At 42.7% G+C, this 21,612-nt stretch carries 20 protein-coding genes; 11 read left to right on the top strand and 9 right to left on the bottom strand.

Annotated elements, in window-relative coordinates; genetic code table 11:
- Window positions 1-159: 159 nt before the first annotated feature.
- The 3 genes from grpE (at window position 160) to dnaJ (ending at window position 4,050) form a co-directional block, all read left to right on the top strand.
- On the top strand, window positions 160-738 hold the full coding sequence (gene grpE, locus KPL72_RS16450) for a nucleotide exchange factor GrpE (RefSeq protein ID WP_212916621.1): 579 nt from the start codon (window positions 160-162) through the stop codon (window positions 736-738).
- A gap of 103 nt (window positions 739-841) precedes the next feature.
- Window positions 842-2,758, top strand: coding sequence for a molecular chaperone DnaK (dnaK, locus tag KPL72_RS16455; RefSeq protein ID WP_212916620.1), 1,917 nt, complete (start codon window positions 842-844; stop codon window positions 2,756-2,758).
- A gap of 164 nt (window positions 2,759-2,922) precedes the next feature.
- Complete coding sequence (gene dnaJ / locus KPL72_RS16460) at window positions 2,923-4,050, top strand: molecular chaperone DnaJ (protein ID WP_072840194.1); 1,128 nt, start codon at window positions 2,923-2,925, stop codon at window positions 4,048-4,050.
- A 37-nt stretch (window positions 4,051-4,087) separates the two neighbouring features.
- On the opposite strand, the gene KPL72_RS16465 is transcribed toward dnaJ, so the two are convergent.
- A complete protein-coding gene (locus KPL72_RS16465; protein WP_219703765.1) occupies window positions 4,088-4,699 on the bottom strand; it encodes a uridine kinase family protein in 612 nt (203 codons plus the stop codon).
- A 126-nt stretch (window positions 4,700-4,825) separates the two neighbouring features.
- Here KPL72_RS16465 and KPL72_RS16470 point away from each other — a divergent pair, with 126 nt between their 5' ends.
- From KPL72_RS16470 to gcvA, 4 genes are all read left to right on the top strand, one after another.
- Window positions 4,826-5,386, top strand: a complete 561-nt coding sequence (locus KPL72_RS16470; RefSeq protein ID WP_219703766.1) for a uridine kinase — start codon at window positions 4,826-4,828, stop codon at window positions 5,384-5,386.
- A gap of 34 nt (window positions 5,387-5,420) precedes the next feature.
- The gene (locus KPL72_RS16475) at window positions 5,421-5,750 is read left to right on the top strand and encodes a DUF3392 family protein (protein WP_212916617.1); all 330 of its coding nucleotides are present in this window, start codon (window positions 5,421-5,423) and stop codon (window positions 5,748-5,750) included.
- Between the two features lie 262 nt (window positions 5,751-6,012).
- Window positions 6,013-7,392, top strand: a complete 1,380-nt coding sequence (locus KPL72_RS16480) for a glyceraldehyde-3-phosphate dehydrogenase (RefSeq protein WP_212916616.1) — start codon at window positions 6,013-6,015, stop codon at window positions 7,390-7,392.
- A gap of 543 nt (window positions 7,393-7,935) precedes the next feature.
- Window positions 7,936-8,877: a transcriptional regulator GcvA gene (gene gcvA, locus KPL72_RS16485; RefSeq protein WP_219703767.1), complete on the top strand. Its 942-nt coding sequence runs from the start codon at window positions 7,936-7,938 to the stop codon at window positions 8,875-8,877.
- Window positions 8,878-8,880: 3 nt separating this feature from the next.
- Here gcvA and KPL72_RS16490 read toward each other — a convergent pair whose 3' ends face one another.
- From KPL72_RS16490 to KPL72_RS16500, 3 genes are all read right to left on the bottom strand, one after another.
- Entirely contained in the window at window positions 8,881-9,651 is a 771-nt protein-coding gene (locus KPL72_RS16490; RefSeq protein WP_219703768.1) for a TSUP family transporter, read from the bottom strand.
- Between the two features lie 121 nt (window positions 9,652-9,772).
- Entirely contained in the window at window positions 9,773-11,260 is a 1,488-nt protein-coding gene (gene glpD / locus KPL72_RS16495; protein ID WP_219703769.1) for a glycerol-3-phosphate dehydrogenase, read from the bottom strand.
- A gap of 195 nt (window positions 11,261-11,455) precedes the next feature.
- Complete coding sequence (locus tag KPL72_RS16500) at window positions 11,456-12,226, bottom strand: DeoR/GlpR family transcriptional regulator (RefSeq protein WP_212916612.1); 771 nt, start codon at window positions 12,224-12,226, stop codon at window positions 11,456-11,458.
- Between the two features lie 170 nt (window positions 12,227-12,396).
- Between KPL72_RS16500 and glpK the strand changes: the two genes are divergently transcribed.
- Together glpK and KPL72_RS16510 are read left to right on the top strand one after the other, a co-directional pair.
- Window positions 12,397-13,881: a glycerol kinase GlpK gene (gene glpK / locus KPL72_RS16505; protein WP_212916611.1), complete on the top strand. Its 1,485-nt coding sequence runs from the start codon at window positions 12,397-12,399 to the stop codon at window positions 13,879-13,881.
- A 92-nt stretch (window positions 13,882-13,973) separates the two neighbouring features.
- Complete coding sequence (locus KPL72_RS16510; RefSeq protein WP_212916610.1) at window positions 13,974-14,264, top strand: hypothetical protein; 291 nt, start codon at window positions 13,974-13,976, stop codon at window positions 14,262-14,264.
- A gap of 85 nt (window positions 14,265-14,349) precedes the next feature.
- Here the strand turns inward: KPL72_RS16510 and KPL72_RS16515 are convergent, their stop codons facing one another.
- The 3 genes from KPL72_RS16515 to KPL72_RS16525 form a co-directional block, all read right to left on the bottom strand.
- On the bottom strand, window positions 14,350-14,865 hold the full coding sequence (locus KPL72_RS16515) for a DUF501 domain-containing protein (protein ID WP_219703770.1): 516 nt from the start codon (window positions 14,863-14,865) through the stop codon (window positions 14,350-14,352).
- Window positions 14,866-14,902: 37 nt separating this feature from the next.
- A complete protein-coding gene (locus KPL72_RS16520; protein WP_212916608.1) occupies window positions 14,903-15,313 on the bottom strand; it encodes a PilZ domain-containing protein in 411 nt (136 codons plus the stop codon).
- A 212-nt stretch (window positions 15,314-15,525) separates the two neighbouring features.
- Entirely contained in the window at window positions 15,526-16,938 is a 1,413-nt protein-coding gene (locus KPL72_RS16525) for an aminotransferase-like domain-containing protein (RefSeq protein WP_212916607.1), read from the bottom strand.
- Between the two features lie 255 nt (window positions 16,939-17,193).
- Here KPL72_RS16525 and KPL72_RS16530 point away from each other — a divergent pair, with 255 nt between their 5' ends.
- Window positions 17,194-19,170, top strand: a complete 1,977-nt coding sequence (locus tag KPL72_RS16530) for a methyl-accepting chemotaxis protein (RefSeq protein ID WP_219703771.1) — start codon at window positions 17,194-17,196, stop codon at window positions 19,168-19,170.
- A gap of 62 nt (window positions 19,171-19,232) precedes the next feature.
- Entirely contained in the window at window positions 19,233-19,712 is a 480-nt protein-coding gene (locus tag KPL72_RS16535; protein ID WP_212916605.1) for a peroxiredoxin, read from the top strand.
- 92 nt (window positions 19,713-19,804) lie between these two features.
- Here the strand turns inward: KPL72_RS16535 and KPL72_RS16540 are convergent, their stop codons facing one another.
- Window positions 19,805-21,073, bottom strand: coding sequence for a TRAP transporter large permease (locus KPL72_RS16540; RefSeq protein ID WP_219703772.1), 1,269 nt, complete (start codon window positions 21,071-21,073; stop codon window positions 19,805-19,807).
- Between the two features lie 2 nt (window positions 21,074-21,075).
- The gene (locus tag KPL72_RS16545; protein ID WP_212916603.1) at window positions 21,076-21,549 is read right to left on the bottom strand and encodes a TRAP transporter small permease; all 474 of its coding nucleotides are present in this window, start codon (window positions 21,547-21,549) and stop codon (window positions 21,076-21,078) included.
- Window positions 21,550-21,612: the final 63 nt, after the last annotated feature.

A 21,612-nucleotide genomic window follows, 5' to 3' on the forward strand; every position in this document is an offset into this window, starting at 1 on the left:
TTATATGGTTATTTATACAGTACTTGGTTGTTTTTTGACAAGTCTAGTTAGTAAATTTAATTCCCATGAAATTAATGCGGCTTTAGTGTTGAAAGGTCAAAAGCTGACCCCATATACCCTGCACATAGGAAGCATTGTTTCTGTTATTTGGAGTTGAAAATGAGTGAGCAGCAAAAAAATCCTAATCTAGACGCGGAGCATGATTTGAAAAGCGAAACGCAAAACGAAACAGTAGAAGAACTTTTAGAGCCTGAAGTAGAGACTTTAGAAGAAGTTACTGCAAATGATGAGCTTGCAAAAGCATTGGAAGAAGTCGCTCAGTATAAAGAAGCGGCACTTCGCGCTCATGCAGACGCTCAAAACGTACGTCGTCGTGCAGAACAAGATGTCGAGAAAGCGCACAAATTTGGTTTAGAAAAGTTTGCTAAATCCATTGTGAACGTGGCGGACAATCTAGAGCGTGCTTTGGCTTCTGCGCCAGACACAGGTGAATCTGACCCTGTACGTGAAGGTGTTGAGCTAACGCTAAAAGATTTGCTTGAGACTTTGGCTCGTTTTGAGGTGAAAGTGGTTGATCCACATGGCGAACCATTCAACCCTGAGTTGCATCAAGCCATCACTATGGTGCCAAACCCTGAACTAGAAGCGAACACCGTTATGGATGTTGTGCAGAAGGGTTACACCATTAATGGCCGCTTATTACGTCCTGCAATGGTAGTGGTTTCAAGCGCAGCTTAAAAAATACTGTCATTTTTTTGACACTGGACGCTTGAAATACTTTTAAGCGTACCCAAATACAGAATTATCATCGTCATAAACGAATTTATTGGAGATACAAACCATGGGTAGAATCATTGGTATTGACTTAGGTACAACGAACTCTTGTGTTGCCGTATTGGATGGCGAAAAAGCTCGCGTTATTGAAAACGCTGAAGGTGATCGCACCACACCTTCCATTGTCGCATTTGCGGAAGATGGCGAAGTACTGGTTGGTCAATCAGCTAAACGTCAAGCGGTAACAAACCCAACAAATACTTTGTTCGCGGTTAAGCGTTTGATCGGTCGTAAATTTAAAGACGACGTGGTTCAAAAAGACATCTCTATGGTGCCTTACAAAATTATTGCTGCAGATAATGGCGATGCGTGGGTAGAAGTAAAAGGCGACAAAAAAGCGCCACCACAAATCTCTGCTGAAGTTCTTAAGAAAATGAAGAAAACAGCAGAAGACTACCTAGGCGAGAAAGTAACAGAAGCGGTTATTACTGTTCCTGCTTACTTCAACGACTCTCAGCGTCAAGCAACGAAAGATGCGGGTAAAATCGCTGGTCTAGAAGTTAAGCGTATTATCAACGAGCCAACAGCGGCTGCCTTGGCTTACGGCCTAGACAAGAGCTCTGGCGACTCTACTATCGCGGTTTATGACCTTGGTGGTGGTACATTCGATATTTCTATCATCGAAATCGCTGACGTAGATGGCGAGAAACAATTCGAAGTATTGTCTACAAACGGTGATACTTTCCTAGGTGGTGAAGATTTCGATATGCGTGTTATCGAATACTTGGCAGCTGAATTCAAAAAACAGTCTGGCATCGATCTACACAATGATCCACTAGCGCTACAACGTTTGAAAGAAGCCGGTGAGAAAGCGAAAGTTGAGTTGTCTTCTTCTTCTCAAACAGAAGTTAACTTGCCTTACATCACTGCAGATGCGACTGGGCCTAAACACTTGAACGTAAAATTGACTCGTTCTAAGTTGGAGTCTTTGGTTGAAGAGCTAGTATTGAAATCTCTTGAGCCTTGCCGTCAAGCATTGAAAGATGCTGATTTGACTGCTTCTGATATCGACGAAGTTATCTTGGTCGGCGGTCAGACTCGTATGCCACTAGTTCAAGCGAAAGTAACTGAATTCTTCGGTAAAGAGCCACGTAAAGACGTGAACCCAGATGAAGCGGTCGCAATCGGTGCGTCTATCCAAGGTGCGGTACTTTCTGGTGATGTGAAAGACGTTCTTCTTCTAGACGTTACTCCACTGTCTCTAGGTATCGAGACAATGGGTGGTGTTATGACAGCATTGATCGAGAAAAACACGACGATTCCTACTAAGAAATCTCAGACTTTCTCTACAGCAGAAGACAATCAAAATGCGGTAACTATCCACGCATTGCAGGGTGAGCGTAAACAAGCGTCTCAGAACAAATCTCTAGGTCGTTTCGACTTGGCTGACATTCCACCAGCTCCACGTGGTGTGCCACAAATCGAAGTAAGCTTTGACATTGATGCCAACGGTATCTTGAGTGTGTCTGCGAAAGACAAGGCGACTGGTAAAGAACAATCTATCGTTATCAAATCTTCTTCTGGTTTGAGCGATGAAGAAGTTGAAAAAATGGTTCAAGACGCTGAAGCGAATGCGGAAGAAGACCGTAAGTTCGAAGAGCTTGTACAGGTTCGCAACACTGCTGACGGCATGATCCACGCAACTCGTAAAACCTTGACTGATGCTGGCGATAAAGCAACGGCTGAAGAGAAAGAAGCGATTGAAACTGCGATCACTGAACTTGAAGAAGCGCTAACGTCTAACGACAAAGAGAAGATTGAAGAGAAAACCAATGCGTTGACTCAAGCATCTGGTACTTTGGCTCAGAAGATGTATGCAGAAGCTGACGCTGCTGGTGCACAACCAGCTGAAGGTGAGCAAGCTAAATCTCAGGATGATGCGGTTGACGCAGAATTCGAGGAAGTGAAAGAAGATAAAAAATAAGCGCTAAGCACTTATTTGCCCATTAATAATGGGGTTGTTTATAGCGAGCACGGTTTTAGACCGTGCTTTGCTATTTGCAAAATATAAGATTGACGATTTTTAAAATTTAGTTTTTTTAGATTTAGACTTTTTAATTCAGACTTTTCAATTCAGGAATGCTTGCGATGAGCAAAAGAGACTATTACGACGTTCTTGGGGTGGCCAAAGACGCGGATAAGAAAGACATTAAAAAAGCTTATCGTTCTTTGGCGAATAAGTACCACCCAGATAAGAACCCAGACAATCCAGAAGCACTCGATAAATTCAAAGAGCTGGCTGAAGCCTATGAAATACTGTCTTCTGATGACAAGCGCGCAGCCTACGACCGATTCGGTCATGACGGCGTAAATGGTCAAGCAGGTGGCTATGGCGGCGGTGCTGGAGCTGGTGGTTTTAGTGATATTTTTGGTGATGTATTCGGTGATATTTTTGGCGGTGGTGGTGGCGGTCAAAGCCGAACTCGTCGCGGTTCCGATTTACGTTACACTTTAGAGCTTGACCTTGAGCAAGCCGTTTGGGGATGTGAAGAAAAAATCCGCATTCCAACTTTGGTGAACTGTAATACCTGTGATGGCTCTGGTGCTAAGAAAGGTTCAACACCTAAGACATGTGGAACCTGTGGCGGTGCTGGTCAAGTACGTATGTCACAAGGCTTCTTCTCAGTTCAGCAGGCTTGTCCAGAATGTCACGGTGCTGGTCAAGTGATCAGTGATCCTTGTAGAGATTGTCATGGCCAAGGTCGTGTTCAAGAATACAAAACGCTTAATGTAAAAATTCCTGCTGGCGTAGATACAGGCGATCGTATTCGTTTGTCTGGTGAGGGTGAGGCAGGAACTCATGGCGGTCCAGCGGGCGATTTGTTTGTTCAAGTCTCTGTTAAACCGCACAGCATTTTTGAGCGCGATGGCGCTAACCTCTATTGTGAAGTGCCAATTAGCTTCACAACAGCGGCATTAGGTGGCGAAATTGATGTGCCGACCCTAGATGGTCGTGTGCGTTTGAAAGTGACTGCAGAATGTCAGTCTGGCAAGTTGTTCCGCCTGCGTAATAAAGGTGTGAAGCCTGTTCGTGGCGGTCCAGTAGGTGATTTGATTTGCAAGGTTGTTGTTGAAACGCCAGTAAATCTGACTTCTCGCCAAAAAGAATTGTTCACTGAATTGGCTGAAAGTATGGGTGAAGGAACTGATCATTCACCTAAGCAGAAAAGCTGGTTTGATGGTGTGAAGCGCTTCTTTGACGATATTAAGAAATAAAACCTTGTTGTTTCGGCAATATAAAAGAAAAAGGCGCCTATTTGGCGCCTTTTTCTTTTAGTAAGTAATCAATGTGGTTGCGTAATAAACCCGCGGCATTGGTGAAGCTTTTATTGTTCGGAATAATGAAATCTGCTTTGTTACGAATATCGATGGTTTTGAGTGATGCTTGACGTACATGACGCATGTAGCGGCTGGTGACTTCATTGACGTCACGTCCGCGTTCTGCAATGTCGCGTTTCAAGCGTCGCACAATGGCAATGTCCATATCGGTATCGACATATAGAAGGTAATCAACCGCATCGCGAATACCTGGATCCTGGAACATCATGTGACCTTCCACGAGAACGACATGTGTTGGATCTAGATTGCGGTAGCCAATGCGTCTGTGTTGCGAATGATCGTAAACTGGAATTTCATTAGGCTGCTGGCGGTTTTTGCAGTTATGAATCGCTAGAGTGAGGCTTTCAATATCTAGTGAGCTTAGATCGTCAAAGTTATAAACGTCTGGATCAATACTGCCGCATCCATTGTAGAAACTGTCTTGGCATAGGACGGTGATTTTGTCACCTTGACCTTCCGCTAATAAAGAACAAAGTCGGCTTTTTCCGCTGCCGGAAACGCCTGTGATGCCAATAACAAGAGCCATGTATTACCTCAGAAAATAAAGTTTTGATGCTCCTTGAGTTTAAGGAGTTTATAATGTTGTATTATATATCAGGTTTGATCATTTTTGCCCGTCAAACTAGTGCATGACATCTCAAAGGAAGGATTAATGCCTACTAAAGTTGCCTCAGCGTTGATTATATTTATTTTTGGTCTTTCCATGGGGGCTGCGACGTTAGCTAAGGCTGAAGAGAGTAGCGCTCCTGCGCGCTCTAATATAGCGGAATTGTTTGGTTTGCCATTGAATGATTTAAGCGTATCTCGGCTAGAGATGCAGCTTAATAGTATGGGGATGCATAGCTATCCATCTTATAAAGATGGTGTAGTAAGTTATAGTTTAGGGCCTGAAGGTATTTTGGGTGTAACCAGTGCGACAATTTATTCAAACGGGTCGGGCTATGTTCGTCAGGCGCTGTTATCTGGGGTTGTGGAGAGCAGTGAAAAGCGTAAGGCGCTAGGGGAGTTGCTTGCGCGAAAATACGGTAAGCCTAGTGAAGGTTTTCTTAATAATGGTATTGGACGTTCAAAATGGTTGTTTCAAGATGGCACCATGATTGAGCTTCATAATACGACTTATGACGTATCTCTTATGTACGTTGATGAAAATCCAAAATTGGCGACTCGTTCTGGCCAAATTGATGTTGAGGCCTTGTCTCGTAAAAATCAATAATCCTCTAGTTTGTTTATCGTGTAGTTAATTATTTATGTTTATTCTTGATCTCAATCTTCGTTTTGCGCACTTTCTCCAGCCTTATCTTCAGGATATCTCTTTAGCTTTGGTAGCGACCTGCTTGGTAGTTTATGGGGATAAGGTGAATGGCTTTCTTAAAAACTTGGTATCTTCTTGGGTGTTTCTTGCTCGAGTAATAGCGTTTATTTTGATGTGTACTTTTGGTTATGGGCTCTTAACCTTATGGGGCCAGCCATTAGTTTATTGGGGGATTACCCGAGTGGATTTGGTTTATCGTCCAGCGCTGATTGTATTTTGCTTCTGTCTTTTGGGCGTTTTAGCTGAAAGAAAGCGTCATTTATAAAATAATTCATGAAATTTCCTGTCAGGTTTCGTTGCCAAATTACAACATAATCATGCTATTTACGTAGATCCTTCGAGTATTTGTGTGATTATGTAGTAAAGTTTCTAGACCTTCTTTTTTATTTCGTTATTTCTATAAAAAAATACTCTAAATGCCCGATTTTAAAGGTTTTTTGTAGTCTTCTTACAATTTGTTTTTGTCCTGATCTGCCGTTAGACTGCGCTCATATTGATACAACAGAGTCTTTTTTCGGGGGCAGAAAATGACAAGCACTTGGTTACAAGCACTTTCACAAGCAGAATCTATGATTCCTCTTTTAGGTAAACTTGGTCGTGAAAAAGCGGTAAAAGTTCAGTTGGCAGGAAACACCTTGATGGCGGATTCTGTAACTGGGTTAATGGCTGCGTTTGATCAGCATCCTGAATTAGACCTTGTCCAAGTTTATCAAGTGTTAGAGCAAGTGTTGGCAAGTGATACCGCTCATACCGTTGTAGAACTAGAGTCTTTGATTGCTGAAGCGGATGTTGAATCTGTATTGGCTGCTCAGCCAAATGATGGTACTGAAACGCCGGTTGTCTTATACGGATTTGGTCGTATTGGTCGTTTGCTCGCACGTCGTATGTGTACACTTGGTCATACCACTCCAGGCATGGCATTGGCAGCGATTGTGGTACGTAAAGCGTGCGACAACGACCTTTCTAAACGTGCTAGCTTGCTGAAGTACGATTCTGTTCATGGTGTATATGACGGTTTAGTAAAAGTGGATGAAGAGAATCAAGCTCTGATCATCAATGGTTCGCCAGTTAAAGTGATTTATGCTTCTGATCCTGCTGAAGTTGATTACCAAGCCCATGGTATTAACAACGCTTTGCTTGTTGATAACACAGGGCGCTGGCGCGATCATGACGGTTTGAGTGTTCACTTGAATCGTCCAGGCATTGAGCGTGTTGTCCTAACGGCTCCTGGTAAAGAAATGAAAAACATCGTTTTTGGTGTAAACGATAATGATGTAACAGACGCTGATCGTATTGTTTCTGCTGCCTCTTGTACGACAAACGCGATTACACCTATTTTGTCAGTACTAGAAAAAACATTCGGCATTGAGTCTGGTCATGTAGAAACTGTTCATGCTTACACGAATGACCAAAACCTAATCGATAATATCCATAAAGGTGATCGCCGTGGTCGTGCTGCGGGCATGAACATGGTAATGACTGAAACGGGTGCAGCAAAAGCAGTATCAAAAGCGATTCCTTCTTTAGAAGGTAAGTTGAGTGGCAGCGCAATCCGAGTTCCTGTTATCAACGTTTCTATCGCTGTTTTGAGTCTGAATTTGAAGTCTGCAGCGTCGGTTGAAGCCATTAACCAGTTGTTAAAATCTGCATCAAATAGCGCTGAATTAACAGGTCAGATTGGTTACAGTGAAGAATGTGATGCGGTTAGCTCCGACTTTATTGGCTCTCAGCAAGCAGGCATTCTAGATTCCTTGTCTACGAAAGTTCGTGGTAATCAAGCGACTCTATATGTTTGGTATGATAACGAATACGGCTACAGCTGTCAGGTTGTGCGTTTGATGGAGAAACTTGCACAGGCAAATTTTACCAAGGTTGAATTGCTTGAGAGTAAAGCAAAAGCAGCTTAAGAAATGACCGGACACATTACGTGTTTGTTATTTAACGGCGACCCTTTGGGTCGCCGTTTTTTTTTGCTTTAACTCTGTGTAATTTGAGATTTTAAGCAAAAAAAAAGCCGGACAAGGTCCGGCTTCAACAAAAGTAACTAGCAGTTGCGAATAACATCATCCTGTGGGGAATGGTGATATTCATCTAAAACATGACTGTGGGACAAGTTTTAGAGGCAATACAGTTAGGGCTGTATCGATAAATATTAGGTCGCTGTTCAACCTAAGAGATGCGAATATTTTATATTTTTGCTTGTGTGTTACAAACGATATAAATTGATTTGTTGGATTAGACAAATTAATGCAAAATACCCGATCTATTTAATAAATGCAGTCTTTGTTATTAAAAAATGAGAGTCTATTTTTGTTAAATTGTTGTTTTATATGTATTTATCTATAGTTGGTTATACGCTTTTCGCTGTTTTTGGCTTATTTTCATTCTTTTTTTGATTTTGCGTTTTTTAAATTTTGCAGTAGCTGAGATCGTCTTATGGTGATTGTTTTATGAAGTCTGTTCCATTAGCAGGGTTAGGTACCTTTGCCATCGCGGCAAGACATTTGAGTTTTACAAAAGCCGCGCAAGAAATGCACCTTACACAAGGCGCTGTGAGCCAGCAAATTCGGCAGTTAGAAGAGCGTTTAAAGCTGACTTTGTTTGTCCGTTATCATCGACGTCTTGAGTTGACGGTGGCGGGTGCGCGTTTGGCCGTGCAGTTGAATCATAGTTTTACTGAAATTAATGACTTGGTTCTAGAATTACAGGAAGAAGAAACGTCTAATATTTTGTCGGTTTCTGTTATGCCGTCCTTTGCAACCAAGTGGTTGATTCCTCGATTAGGTAGTTTGCAAGAAGCTTACCCTGATTTACAGCTTCGTATTCAGGCTAATGATAGAGAGGTGAACTTTCAGCGCGACAGAATTGATGTGGCGATAGTGCATAGTCATGTCCATAGCTCAAAAGGGCATATTGTTCCTTTGATGAAAGATAAGGTGTTTCCAGTTTGTAGTCCCGCATTTGCAGAGCTGAGATCGTTAGCTGAACCTAGTCAATTAGCACAAGTGCCTTTATTAAATGATGACTCTGAATGGCGTTTTTCTAGCCCTTACGCGGAATGGGAAAAATGGCTGCTACTCGCTAATGCAAAAGGTATTAAACCTTCTCGTGGTATCAGTTTTAACCGAGGCGATCTTGCCGTGCAGGCCGCTATTGCTGGGCAAGGTGTTGCTTTAGGTAGAACGCCTTTAGTCATGGATGATATTCAGCATGGGCGATTGATAATGCCGTTTGCGGAAATATTGGATGAAGGGCATGCGTATTTGTTTGTGTGTCCTGAAATGCAGCGTCAACGAGAGCCAGTTCAGCAGTTGCTTAGTTGGTTAGTAGCGCAGTGCTACGAATACTCACAAGAGGATGCTTTGACGACGCCCGATGATCTGATTTCATGAAAATTAGTTATCTAATAGTAATTTAATCGAAATTGCCAAGCACATAATAATCACCATTGGGCGAATAAGTTTCGCACCTTTGGTGATGACGAGGCGTGAGCCAATTTGCGCGCCAAACCATTGTCCAATTCCCATCACAATACCTAATGCCCAAATAAGGTGACCGCTAAAGGCAAACATGGCCAAAGAGGCTAGGTTACTGGTCGCGTTGAGTACTTTTGTATGAGCCGTTGCTGAAACAACCGTGAGCCCCATCAAACACAAATAAGCAGTAGAAAAGAAAGCGCCTGTTCCTGGTCCAATCAAGCCATCATAAAAACCAATACTAGTGCCGATAATCACTGCAAACTGTATATGAGTAAGTGAAAATTTACTGGCAATGTAAGGCTGAACCTTGGGTAAGAAGAAAAAGAAAATGGCTACCGCGATTAAGATAATTGGAACGGCTTTTAGCAGTAGGCTACTGTCTAAATAAGAGACTAATAGTGTGCCGCAGATAGCGCCGATGGCTGTCATCAAAATGGGGAGCCACATATCAGACAGCTTCACTTGGCCTTTTTTTATGAAGTGGTAAGACGCTGAGACTGTCCCTGCGCAACCTTGTAATTTATTGGTAGCAAGTGCTTCGGCTGGTGACAGCCCTGCCGCTAATAAAACCGGCACAGTAATTAAACCACCACCGCCTGCAATAGCATCAATGACACCTGCAAAAAAAGCGGCAGCAAAGAGAGCAAGGTAGATCCAAATAGAGATATCGAAAAAAACAAAGTCCATTGAGTTTAGGTTCCTGTTAGGTGCGGGCTTGATGCTTTTTAGTAGATCAAAAAAAGCCTGTCCAAACAATCGTTTGGACAGGCTAAAGAGTAGTAATTATCGAGTTTTCTATTGGGCTAGATTAAATTTTGGTCTGTATGTAGCTTTCAAGTGCGTTTACTTGATCTGGTGTGAATTCAAGGCCAAGTTTAGTGCGGCGCCAAAGAATGTCTTCTGCCGAATGAGCCCATTCATGGTTGATCAAATAATCCACTTCCACTTGATAGAGCTGATTACCGAAGTGTTGGCCAAGATCGCTCTCTGAATTGGTTTTATTTAATAATATGTGGGCTAGTGAGCCGTAGCTATTAGCAAATCTATGAGCAAGCTGTGCACCTATAAAGGGATAATCTTGCTGTAACTTCATTGCAAAACCATCTAGAGACATGCCTAAGTCACCGCCTGGCAACGGTTTGCTATGAGTCCATTCGTCTCCAAGGCTATCAAAGTAGGGCGTAAGCTTCTTCATCGCAGACAACGCTAGTTTACGGTAGGTAGTGATCTTCCCGCCAAAAATACTTAGCAACGGTGCCTTATGATTTTGGTCGTCAAGGTGCAGTGTGTAGTCACGAGTCACGGCAGACGGATCAGAAGACTCGTCTTCTAACAACGGTCTTACGCCAGAATAGCTCCAGACAACATCCGTAGGCGTGAGTGCCTTTTTGAAATGATCGTTTGCCACTTTCAATATGTACTGCGTTTCATTTTCTGAAATAGCAACATCGTTCGGGTCACCTTTGTATTCGACATCAGTTGTACCTAACAATGTGTAGTGTTCGCGGTAAGGGATTGCAAAAACGATACGCTTGTCGGTGTTTTGCATAATGAAGGCGTTGGAGTGTTGATACAGTTTTGGCACAACAATATGGCTGCCTTTGATCATACGAATGCCGTAAGGGGCTTTTTGTTCTAGTTTCGTTTCTATGAACGAAGACACCCAAGGGCCCGCTGCGTTTACCAAGGCTTTGGCTGTTATTTCATGAGTTTCTTTGGTGATTTGATCTTCTAGACAGATATGCCATTGGTTGTCGATACGTTTAGCAGAAGTGCAGCGAGTGCGAGCAAAAATAGAAGCGCCATTTTGTTGAGCGCTCAGTGCATTGGTCACTACCAAGCGTGCATCGTCCACCCAGCAATCTGAGTATTCGAAACCTTGTGTAATATCATCTTTTAATGGGCTGTCTGCGCCGTATTTGACGCCTTTAGAGCCTAACAGTGTTTCGCGTTTACCTAAGTTGTCATATAGAAATAAGCCAATACGTATCAGCCAAGCTGGACGTAGGTGCGGTCTATGAGGCATTTGAAAGCGCATTGGTGTGACAAGATGAGGCGCGACTTTGAGTAATACTTCGCGTTCTGTTAGGGCTTCTTTTACTAGGCGAAACTCGTAATGCTCTAAATAGCGTAAACCGCCGTGGATTAACTTGCTGCTCGATGATGACGTGGCATGAGCCAAATCTCCCATTTCACAAAGGCCAACATCTAGGCCTCGTCCTGCTGCATCGGCGGCTATTCCAGTGCCGTTAATGCCGCCGCCAACAACAAATAGGTCAAAATGGGAGTGATTCATGCTAAGCCTCACGATTAAAATACGAATGTTTATGTTCGAAAATGAACATTTGTTTTCGATATTAAACCTCTAAACCTATTATGACAATAACGCTTTGTGAAGTTTTGGTGAATATTTAATCTTTTTTTGGTCTGAAGAAGAGTCGAAATGGCTGTTTATTGCGTTGAATTTGAGGCGTGGTGCGACGCCTAAGGATTACTTAGGCGTGCAAAGTTCTAATCGAACTTTATGTTCTTTCATCAATTTCATAATGGCTTTTGGTGGTTGTTCGTCAGTAAACAACCTGTCGACTTGGGTTATGTTGCCTAATCTAACGACAGCATTACGACCGAACTTCGCGCTGTCAGCAGCCAGAAAAACGGTACGAGAATTATTGATAATACTTTGAGCTACTCGAACCTCTTGGTAATCGTAATCCAATAGTGAGCCATCGTTAGGATCAATACCACTGATACCTATGATGCCAAAGTCCACACGGAATTGATTGATGAAGTCTATAGTGGCTTCACCCATAACACCACCGTCTCGAGCACGAACGGTACCGCCTGCAATAATAACAGTAAAGTCTTCTTTTCCGCTTAAAATGGCGGCAACGTTAAGGTTATTGGTTATAACTTGCAGGCCTTGATGATTCAACAACTCCCGTGCAACGGTTTCGGTTGTGGTGCCAATGTTGATAAACAAGGAAGCATGATTGGGGATTTCTGCAGCGATTCGTTTGGCTATTTTTTCTTTTGCTGGAAGTTGCAAAATTTGTCGAGTGGCATAAGCCACATTGGTAGTACTGGAGTCGTAGCTTGCTCCACCATGGTGTCGGCGTATTTGCCCAGCTTTAGCCAGCTCATTAATATCGCGACGAATGGTTTGCGGTGTAACGGCGAATTGGCTGGCCAGTTCATCGATGGTCACATAACCCTTTTCTTTCACTATGGCGACAATATTGTCTTGGCGAGAGAGTTGGCCCATATTGTTTTCTTCTCCTGATAAAAGACATTACTTGTTAAGCGAGGCTTGCTAAATGAGTGCGCATTGGTTTTTAATAGAGAATATTCGTATTTGAATATTCATGTTCAAAAAACAAAACAACAATTAAGTCGCTTACTTTTGAGTGGCTGTGATTTCAAAGAGAATTCACCATGACGCATTATATTCTTGCTATTGATCAAGGCACCACCAGTTCTCGGGCTATTTTATTTGATGAAAAAGGCACTCGTGTTGGCCAATCTCAACAAGAGTTTCCGCAAATTTTCCCTGATGATGGCTGGGTTGAGCACGATCCAGAGGATATATGGTCATCTACTTTAGCTGTGTGTCGCTCTGTTCTCAAGGATACAGGCATCGATGCGCAAGCGATAGCAACCATAGGTATCACTAATCAACGTGAAACTACCATTTTATGGGATACCGAAACAGGCAAGCCGGTTTATAACGCGATTGTTTGGCAAGATAGACGTACTAGTGGATTCTGTCAGTCATTAAGCGATAAAGGTTTAGGTGAAAAAGTACAAGAAAAGACCGGATTATTAATCGATCCATATTTTTCTGCCACCAAAATTCGTTGGATTTTAGATAATGTTGATGGTGCGCGTGAAAAAGCCCAAGCAGGGCGTTTGGCTTTTGGTACGGTCGACAGTTTTTTATTGTGGCGATTAACTAACGGAAAATCTCATAAAACTGATGCGACCAATGCGGCTCGTACTATGGCATTCAACATTCATACTCAAGAATGGGATGACGAACTGATCGAGCTGCTAGGAATCGGTGATGTATTGTTCCCTGAAGTGTTGGACTGTAGCGCAGACTTTGGTGTTATTGATGCTTCTTGGTTGGGGGCTGAAATTCCTGTGAATGGTGTTGCTGGTGATCAGCAAGCCGCCTTAGTTGGGCAAGCATGTTTTACGCCGGGTATGGTGAAAAGTACTTATGGTACTGGCTGTTTCATGATTTTGAATACTGGCGATAAAGCTATTCGATCTGAACATAAGCTACTTACGACTGTAGGTTATCGTTTAAACGGAAAAGTCACGTATGCGCTTGAAGGTAGTATCTTTGTGGCTGGTGCGGCGATTCAATGGTTGCGAGATGGCTTGAAGCTATTTTCTGATGCCAAGGAAACACAAAGTCTCGCGCAGCAAGCATTGAATGATGATTCTGTTTATTTAGTGCCAGCCTTTACTGGCTTGGGTGCACCATATTGGGATCCAGATGCCCGTGGCGCTATGATTGGATTAACGCGTGATACTAGTGTTGCGGATATCGTTAGCGCTGGTTTGCGTTCTGTGTGTTATCAGACAAAAGACCTAGTAGGTGCCATGGCACAAGATGGCGCAACATTTAGCTCTTTACGTGTCGATGGTGGAATGGTAATAAATGATGTGATGGTGCAGTTCTTAAGTGATTTGTTAGAAATTACGGTGGAACGTCCTTGCGTCACAGAAACGACAGCATTGGGCGCTGCATTTTTGGCGGGTTTGCAGATTGGTCTTTATCAGTCTCTTAATGAGGTTGAAGCCTTGTGGAAAGCAGATAAATGTTTTGAACCCACAATGGCAGAAGGCACAGGTGATAAGTTGTATCAAGGTTGGCAAAAAGCCGTGGATCGTGTTCGCACTCGAGACTAGCTTTTTACGATTTGATACATGCTTTGTCTTGTGTGATAAGGCAAATATGGCTAACTTTAACAAAGGATGTTTATTCACAAAGGGTTTAGAGAATGTCGAAACAGTTTGCCGAAGTACAGCAAGATGATTTTATGAAGTTTGGTGGTGAGCGTCCAAGCTATTTAGAGATCGAAGATGCATTGATGTCGCTAGGCGGGCATGGTGTTGGTGGTAATCATTTCAAAAATGAAATGGTTAAGTTGGCAGGTTGGACTGGTGGTGCATTAACTACTTATGCACAGCGTGCTGCTGTTGCTCAGGCTGCGTTCAATCGTATCCGTGAAGTCTTGCCAAAGGTAACAACTGCAGAAGAATTAAGAGCTACTCTAAAGAGCTTGAAATAAATCCTTGCTTTAAGCTTCGTACTTACAAAAAGGGGAGTGACATGATAGGTCGTTCCCCTTTTTTATGTGCGTTTTTTAATTGAAGTTATTCAGCGTCAGCGATGGCTTTCATGCCATATTCTTCGTCGAGAATACGACCAATAACATTGTTACCTGCCAAATGATGAGCATATTGCATATGTAGGCATCGAACTTGATCCCAATTTGCAATGCCGCCAATTCCCAGCTTATCAAATAAAGGCTTGAAGCCTTTTTCTTCAATAATAGCTTTGTGCTCAGCGCTCATGACTTCCCAACGCCTTGCGATGTAATCGCGGTGAGAAGCATGATGTGCTTCTCGTAATATTTCGTCGTCTTTTATGCGCTGTTCAAGCTCTTTTACAACACCATGGCTTTCTATTTTTGCCAAAGCTTTGTCGATAGCCTTGCTGGAAAGCCAATAAAGAGTAGGAAATGGTTGCTCGAAAACCCAAGTTTCCATTTCTAATACTTGAGGAATACCGTTAGGTGAATAATGTGCAATGGCGCTAATGCCGCTTGGAGTACGTCCGAGCTGTGCGGTGATGATATCGATATCACGCTGAGAAAGTGTTGTTGTCATAGTGTCTTATTGAATCGTGTCTTCTAGAAGAGAAAAATTAAATAGTAAACGCAGGAAAGCTGGCAGCGAATTTTTGTATCCATTCAGCGGCGGCTTCATTGTAGTTGAGTCGTCGGCCTTCGATTTTAGCTTGGCGTCGGTAATGTTCTATCTGAGAGAGCTGCTCGATCATGCGAACACAGTAACACTCTTCTTTGGTTGGGAATTCAATGGCAATACGATAGCCGTCAGTCTCTTTATTGCACCAAACGATACGGCCAGACACGCAAAAGTTTGGGTCAATCTCTTCCAATGTAATTCTTACCGAGCGTCCATTGTCAAAAGGACGAAGGGTGACATATGTGATACCGACAAACCCAGCTCTATCTTCAGTAATTTGAGGAAAGGGCTGATCTTCTATTAGCGTAATGTCTAACGGAAGGTCTCTCGGATGTGCAACAAATTCCATCGCAACAAGCCAGCTACTATTTCAGATATTCATGTTATCGGCCAAGAAGGCAGAGTGTTTAAAAAAGAATGCGAATTGTACGCTTTTTGCCCTGTCTGTACAGACGAATTTTAGGATGTCTGAGAACAAAATCATAACTTCTACTTATATGTAGAAATGCCTTACGCAATGCTGTGCATTTAGTAACACTAAGCTCATATGACTAGCTTAGATCAGCTTATTTGTTGTTGGCAAAGTTTACCGAGCTCTTTTAGTGCGGCGTCGGTTTTATTATCCCAATTTAGTGCGTAATTTAGACGAAAATGATGGCTAAATTGTGCTGTTAAGCTGAAGGCTAAGCCCGGTAGTAAGCCAATGCTAATCTCTAACGCTTGAGCATGAAGTGTCATCGCGTTTACCGTGTCTGGTAAAGTGACCCATAATAAAAATCCACCCTTTGGCGTAGAGGTTTGAGTACCTGCAGGAAAGTGATCCTGAATGAGCGCCTGACAGCGAGCTAAGTTGTCTTGATAAGATTGTCGGGTTTTTCGTAAATGACGATCATACGCGCCGTTTTCTAGAAAATTGGCGATAGCTGTTTGCGTTAATGTGGGAATCGCCAGGGATTGAACATAAGCGTAATGTTCAATCTGAGTTTGAAAAGGGCCACCAACAATCCAACCAATGCGAAACCCAGGCGCAATACTTTTGGAAAAAGAGCTACAGTAAATAACGGTGTTATGTTTGTCGTCTGCTTTTAGAGACCTTTCTCGCTTGTCTTTATAACTCAACTCTCCGTATACATCGTCTTCAATCAGAGTGAAACCGTATTGAACGGATTGATTAATAATACGTTGCCTTGCTTGGTGGTTGAGTGTGGCACCAATTGGGTTTTGATTATTAGGTGTCACCACGCACGCCTTTATACTCCATTCTTTGGCGGCGTTTTCTAGAATATCTAAGTCTATGCCTGTTCCCGCAGAACATGGAATTTCAACTGCCTTTAAGTTCAACACTTCAATGATTTGTAATACACCATGATAAGCAGGGCTTTCGATGGCGATAGTATCGCCAGCTTTTGCAACCGCTTGTAATGAAAGCATCAAGGCGTTTTGACAACCCAGAGTAATGGTTATGTCGTCGGGTTGTAATTGGCAGCCGCTATCGAGCATGCGGATGGCAATCTGTCGGCGCAAGCTAAGTGATCCTGGCGTGAACTCATAAGCTGCGCATATTTCAGGTTCTAAGCGCATCAGGCGGCCTACAGAGCGCTGTAACTGTCTTATTGGTAAGAACTGGCTTTTGGGTATGGCCGCGCCAAACTGAATGATATTGCCGTCCTGCGAAGCGTGCAGTAAGCGTCGCAGGAGCGCATGTATGGTGCCATCATTCTTAGTCGGTTCAATTTTTGCAGGCTCTTTAGGCTGTAATTGGTTTTCTTGAACGAAATAGCCTTTCTGAGGACGTGCTTTTATGACTCCTCGATCTTCTAGCAAACTGTAAGCTTGTAGTACGGTGGCGACACTGACTTCCATTTGTTTGCTGGATTTACGAACTGATGGGATCTTTGCGCCTGGTAAGAAAATACCTTCATGAACTTGGTGTTCAATTTGGTTGGCGATTTTTTCGTATAAGGGGCAATCCATAAAGTGCAGGTCGCATTCAAAATGAGAGGTACTCAATCTACCAGATTGGCGGATTGAAAGAAATCTATGCTGTTTAGATGGTGTTAGAGATCAGCATGCTAAGTAGCATTTTTTGCCGCTCTGGAATGGACACTAATTGTAAACAAAGTGTTATGGTATTCCTGTATATTTGGTCAGATTTCCGTAAACTCGAATGTCTTGCCTTAAGATAGGCAAATAAAAAATTTAGTGCAGATTTTAATTTAGAGGTCGATTATGTCGTTGTCCGTTATTCAAAGGATTTTATTTGGCTTTGGTATTTTACTGCTGCTTTTGTTGATGATTGCTGCATCTGGATTTGTTGGCATCAACAAAATTGAAGATAGATTAAATGTAGTGACAGGGAAAGTGGCAGATATCTCATCTACCAGTAACGCACTTAAAGAAGATGTGAGCTTAGCCAACGCTGCGGTTTTACAGTACTTACTTAGTAAAACCCCCGATTCGTTAGAAGATTTATCCGCACGTTTTTTGAAGCATAAACAGGAATTTAGTGAAGTGTCTGAGCAGTTGTCTGCGCAACTTCAGGACCTTCCTGTGATGAATCAAACTTTAGAAAGCATCAATGTAGAAGTTGCCAAATTTTTTGGTTACACCGATGTGGCTTTTTCTAACCATAAAACGATGCTGCAACTGCAGGCTGTGGTGCCAGATGAGAAACTTGATCTAAAAGATGCCATTAATTTTGCAGCTGAAGACTTGGGCATACTAGTGACGGATGGCGATACCTCTGAAATTCAATTTGCTGCTTCTTATATGCACAGTCAAATAGAAAGTCTTCAAGTATCCATTAATGATTATTTTGATGTACGTAGCCTAGATAAAATGCAGGAATTGCGCGAGGGCATGGCATCTATAATTTCTAGTCTAAAAGACAAACAATCTTATTTAAATGATGACAATATCAATGATTTAGTGAGTGAAATAGAAATCAGTGTGATATCTGACGATGGTGTGGTGGCGAAATTTTACGAGAATGCTCGTCTGGTGCAAGAATCTGAAGTACTTGCGAAACAGCTGTCAGATAGCATGGAGTTGGTTAATGCGTCTGTGCAACAGTTATTGTCTGAAGCAACTTTGATGGGTGCTAGTGCTAAAGCAGAAGCGACGAATGCAGCGTCATTATCTACCCTTATTATTGAAGTAGTGTTGGTGATATCTATAGTCATTGCTGTGCTGGTGACTTTATGGGTGAGTAGAAGTATTCGCCTTCCATTGAAAGAAGTGATGACAGTATTAGGCGAGATTTCGGATGGGGATTTTACTCAGCGCAGTAAAGTGAAAACCAAAGATGAGTTTGGTGAGTTATCCGCTTGGGTAAATGGGTTGGTGGCGAAGTTACAGAAGGTCATGTCTGAAATTGATCAGGCGTCTAATGAAGTGGCTGAGTCTGCGGGCAGTAATGTTCGTTTAGCGAGTGATTCTAAACGCTTGATGGGTGCACAGAATGAAAGAACCACAGAAGTGGCTTCGTCCATGTCAGAAATGGTATCTACGGTAGATCAGGTGGCAAAAAGCTCAGAAATTATTTTGCATCAGATTCAATCGGTTGATCAAAGAGCTAATAAAAACCGCGAACAAATGGATACCAACATTCATAAGATCGAACATCTTCTCGATCAAATAGAAGAGTCGACTTCGGTTGTGAATGAACTGGATGAGCATTCGAAGAGTATAGATCGTATTTTGGAGGTGATCCAAGGTATTGCGGAGCAGACGAACTTATTGGCATTGAACGCGGCGATAGAAGCGGCTCGTGCTGGAGAGCAAGGTCGAGGCTTTGCCGTGGTAGCAGATGAGGTTCGTACTTTGGCGACTCGAACGCACAGCTCCACTGAAGAGATTCAGCACGTTATCGCACAATTACAGCAAGGCGTGACAAAAACCGTTGCTAGTATGGAGGATAGTCGTAAAAGCGCAACTTCTAGTGTTGAGGAAGCCCGCACAGTCGGATTATCACTGGTTGAATTGCAAAGCAGTATGGCTGAGATTCGAGACTTGAGTATGCAAATTGCCACCGCCGCCGAAGAGCAATCTGCCGTGGCACAAGAAATAAAACAAAATGTATTAGAAATATCTGAGATGTCTGAACAAGCAGCATTGGGGTCTGATCAGAGCGAGAAAGACAGCGAAGGATTGTCTAAACTGGCATCTCATCAGAAGCAACTACTTAGTCAATTTAAGATTGTTTGATGGTTTTTCTAAGATAGGTTGCGTTAATATTGGGGTAACTTAATTCTCTGGAGATAAAGTTCATGTCGATTCTTATGGGTGATATGTTACCTCATGGTGCGTTTCAGGTGATGGGAGAAGAGGGTCCAGAGACAGTAGATGTCACTGAATTCTTCTCTGGCAAAACTGTGTTGATGTTTGCCGTACCGGGTGCTTTCACTCCAACTTGTAGTGCTAGCCACTTACCTGGCTTTGTTGTGCACTTTGATGCTTTAAAAGAAAAAGGGATAGACGACATTGTTTGTCTTTCTGTGAATGACGTTTTTGTTATGAATGCTTGGGGTAAGGCAAATAACGCTGAAAACCTGATAATGGCCGCTGATGGTCTGGCTGAGTTTACTTGCTCTATGGGATTAGAGCTGGATATTTCCGCCGCTAAAATGGGCATTCGTAGCCGTCGATATGCCATGTTAGTGACCAATGGCATTGTTCAGCAGTTATGGTTGGATGAGCCTGGTGAATACAAAGTGAGTTCAGCTGAATATGTTTTGTCTCAGCTATAAGCTTTTTGTTTAGCCTTATTAGTCAGGCAAAAAAAACGACGCACCGAGCGTCGTTTTTTTATATCTCATCTTTATGCTTCGTTCATTATTGGCTAATAACCAAATAAAGTTGGTAAGAAGGTTACCGTACTTGGCACAAAGGTAATCAAGATTAGTACTGCCAGCTCAACTAAGAAGAGTGGCATGATTTGTCTTGATATAGCTGCAATACCTACGTTAGCAATCGAGTTAGACACGAATAAACAAATTCCCATTGGTGGTGTGACAAGGCCGATCATCAGGTTGAAAATCACCACAATACCAAAATGTACTGGATCGATACCAAGACTCATCGCAATAGGATGCAGAATCGGTAGCAATATTAGCATCGCTGCGATCCCTTCCAGGAATAGACCGACAATCAGTAAAATTACGTTGACTAGGATTAGGAACATCCAAGGACTAGATACTTGCTCTAGTACCATTTGGCTAACCGTTTGCGGCACTCTTGAGAAAGTTAACAACCAGTTCGCTGCAGCAACAACGCCAATCACGATTAGGATCACAGACGAGTCACGCATGGCTCGAATGAAAATGCGTGGCAAACTCGATACTTTCAGGCTTTTCAGGATGAATATACCTGCCAATAAAGCATAAGCAGCAGCAAAGGCAGCAGCTTCCGTTGGTGTCACAATACCGGTAAGGATTGAGCCCACAATGAAAATTGGCATGAATAGCGGAATCCAAGCTTCAACGAAGGCTTTCCAGCGCTCTTTCATGGACAGTTTTGCTTTTAAAGGCGCGTAATGACCCGCAAAAAAGTAAACATAGATAGATAAACCAATAGCTAGAAATAGTCCAGGTGTTACGCCCGCAAGAAAGAGTGCAGGGACAGAAACACCGGTAGTGATCAAAGCATAAATAATCACTGGAATACTTGGCGGAATCATCGGCCCGATAACAGACGATGCGGCGGTTAATGCCGCAGCAAAAGAGCGCGGATAACCTTCTTTTTCCATCGTCGGAATAAAAACACGTCCAAGTGCCGAGGTATCGGCAACAGCTGAACCAGATAATCCGGCAAAAATGACAGATGCCCAGATGTTTACATGGGCAAGGCCTGCTTTCATATGACCAACTAAAGCGTTAGCAAAGTTGATAATTCGGCCTGTAATACCACTTTCATTCATTAGCTCGCCAGCCAGAACAAAAAGTGGAATCGCTAAAATAGAAAAAGAGTCTAAGCCGCTGAAAATACGTTGGGCGACGAGACTGACATTAAAAGGTAATGTGTAAACATGACCTACAACGCCTAGTAAAATGGCGAACGCAATAGGGCTGCCAATAATCAAAAGAACAATAAGAATCCCAAGACCTAGCATGATTACTGTCCTTTCTCTAACGTTGTTGATTGAAAATAGTCGATTAGACGAATGAGTGCGGCAATAGTTAGACACACGCCACCAATAACCATGGCGACTTGAAAATAATACATCTGAATGCCTGTGCCAGGAGCTTGTATTGCACCTCGCTTCATCATGAAAATGTAGCCGGAATAGGTCAGTACGCAGCCGCTTACTAGTGCGATAACGTCAGATATAAAATGTAGAGCATGACGAATTTTGGCTGAGACCAAGTCTTCTAAAAAAGTAAAACGAATGTGAATGCCTTCTAAATAACACAATGCCATCCCAAACATAGTGCCGTAGATCATGGCGTATTTTGCGACTTCCTCGCTCCATTGGATCGGTGAGTTAAATAAGTAGCGACTCAAGCTACTAACTAAAACAACGCCAAAGATAACGAATAGGGATGTACCAGTTAAAATTGCGAGAGTATTTTTATAGAGGCGCTTCATGGTGAGCTTTCCGGGTTGTGACAAAGGAAAAGTAACCGAAAACCATAAGCAAAGTTTTCGGTT

The organism is Marinomonas lutimaris, from assembly GCF_019426345.1.
GTDB lineage: Bacteria > Pseudomonadota > Gammaproteobacteria > Pseudomonadales > Marinomonadaceae > Marinomonas > Marinomonas lutimaris.

Coding starts and splice junctions, on each gene's coding strand:
- KPL72_RS16515 (WP_219703770.1), bottom strand. CDS start 14,865: ATGACAACAACACTTTCTCAGCGTGATATCGATATCATCACCGCACAG.
- KPL72_RS16540 (WP_219703772.1), bottom strand. CDS start 21,073: ATGCTAGGTCTTGGGATTCTTATTGTTCTTTTGATTATTGGCAGCCCT.
- dnaK (WP_212916620.1), top strand. CDS start 842: ATGGGTAGAATCATTGGTATTGACTTAGGTACAACGAACTCTTGTGTT.
- KPL72_RS16525 (WP_212916607.1), bottom strand. CDS start 16,938: ATGGATTGCCCCTTATACGAAAAAATCGCCAACCAAATTGAACACCAA.
- KPL72_RS16490 (WP_219703768.1), bottom strand. CDS start 9,651: ATGGACTTTGTTTTTTTCGATATCTCTATTTGGATCTACCTTGCTCTC.
- glpD (WP_219703769.1), bottom strand. CDS start 11,260: ATGAATCACTCCCATTTTGACCTATTTGTTGTTGGCGGCGGCATTAAC.
- glpK (WP_212916611.1), top strand. CDS start 12,397: ATGACGCATTATATTCTTGCTATTGATCAAGGCACCACCAGTTCTCGG.
- KPL72_RS16475 (WP_212916617.1), top strand. CDS start 5,421: ATGTTTATTCTTGATCTCAATCTTCGTTTTGCGCACTTTCTCCAGCCT.
- KPL72_RS16530 (WP_219703771.1), top strand. CDS start 17,194: ATGTCGTTGTCCGTTATTCAAAGGATTTTATTTGGCTTTGGTATTTTA.
- grpE (WP_212916621.1), top strand. CDS start 160: ATGAGTGAGCAGCAAAAAAATCCTAATCTAGACGCGGAGCATGATTTG.
- KPL72_RS16465 (WP_219703765.1), bottom strand. CDS start 4,699: ATGGCTCTTGTTATTGGCATCACAGGCGTTTCCGGCAGCGGAAAAAGC.
- KPL72_RS16545 (WP_212916603.1), bottom strand. CDS start 21,549: ATGAAGCGCCTCTATAAAAATACTCTCGCAATTTTAACTGGTACATCC.
- KPL72_RS16510 (WP_212916610.1), top strand. CDS start 13,974: ATGTCGAAACAGTTTGCCGAAGTACAGCAAGATGATTTTATGAAGTTT.
- KPL72_RS16520 (WP_212916608.1), bottom strand. CDS start 15,313: ATGGAATTTGTTGCACATCCGAGAGACCTTCCGTTAGACATTACGCTA.
- KPL72_RS16535 (WP_212916605.1), top strand. CDS start 19,233: ATGTCGATTCTTATGGGTGATATGTTACCTCATGGTGCGTTTCAGGTG.
- KPL72_RS16480 (WP_212916616.1), top strand. CDS start 6,013: ATGACAAGCACTTGGTTACAAGCACTTTCACAAGCAGAATCTATGATT.
- KPL72_RS16500 (WP_212916612.1), bottom strand. CDS start 12,226: ATGGGCCAACTCTCTCGCCAAGACAATATTGTCGCCATAGTGAAAGAA.
- gcvA (WP_219703767.1), top strand. CDS start 7,936: ATGAAGTCTGTTCCATTAGCAGGGTTAGGTACCTTTGCCATCGCGGCA.
- KPL72_RS16470 (WP_219703766.1), top strand. CDS start 4,826: ATGCCTACTAAAGTTGCCTCAGCGTTGATTATATTTATTTTTGGTCTT.
- dnaJ (WP_072840194.1), top strand. CDS start 2,923: ATGAGCAAAAGAGACTATTACGACGTTCTTGGGGTGGCCAAAGACGCG.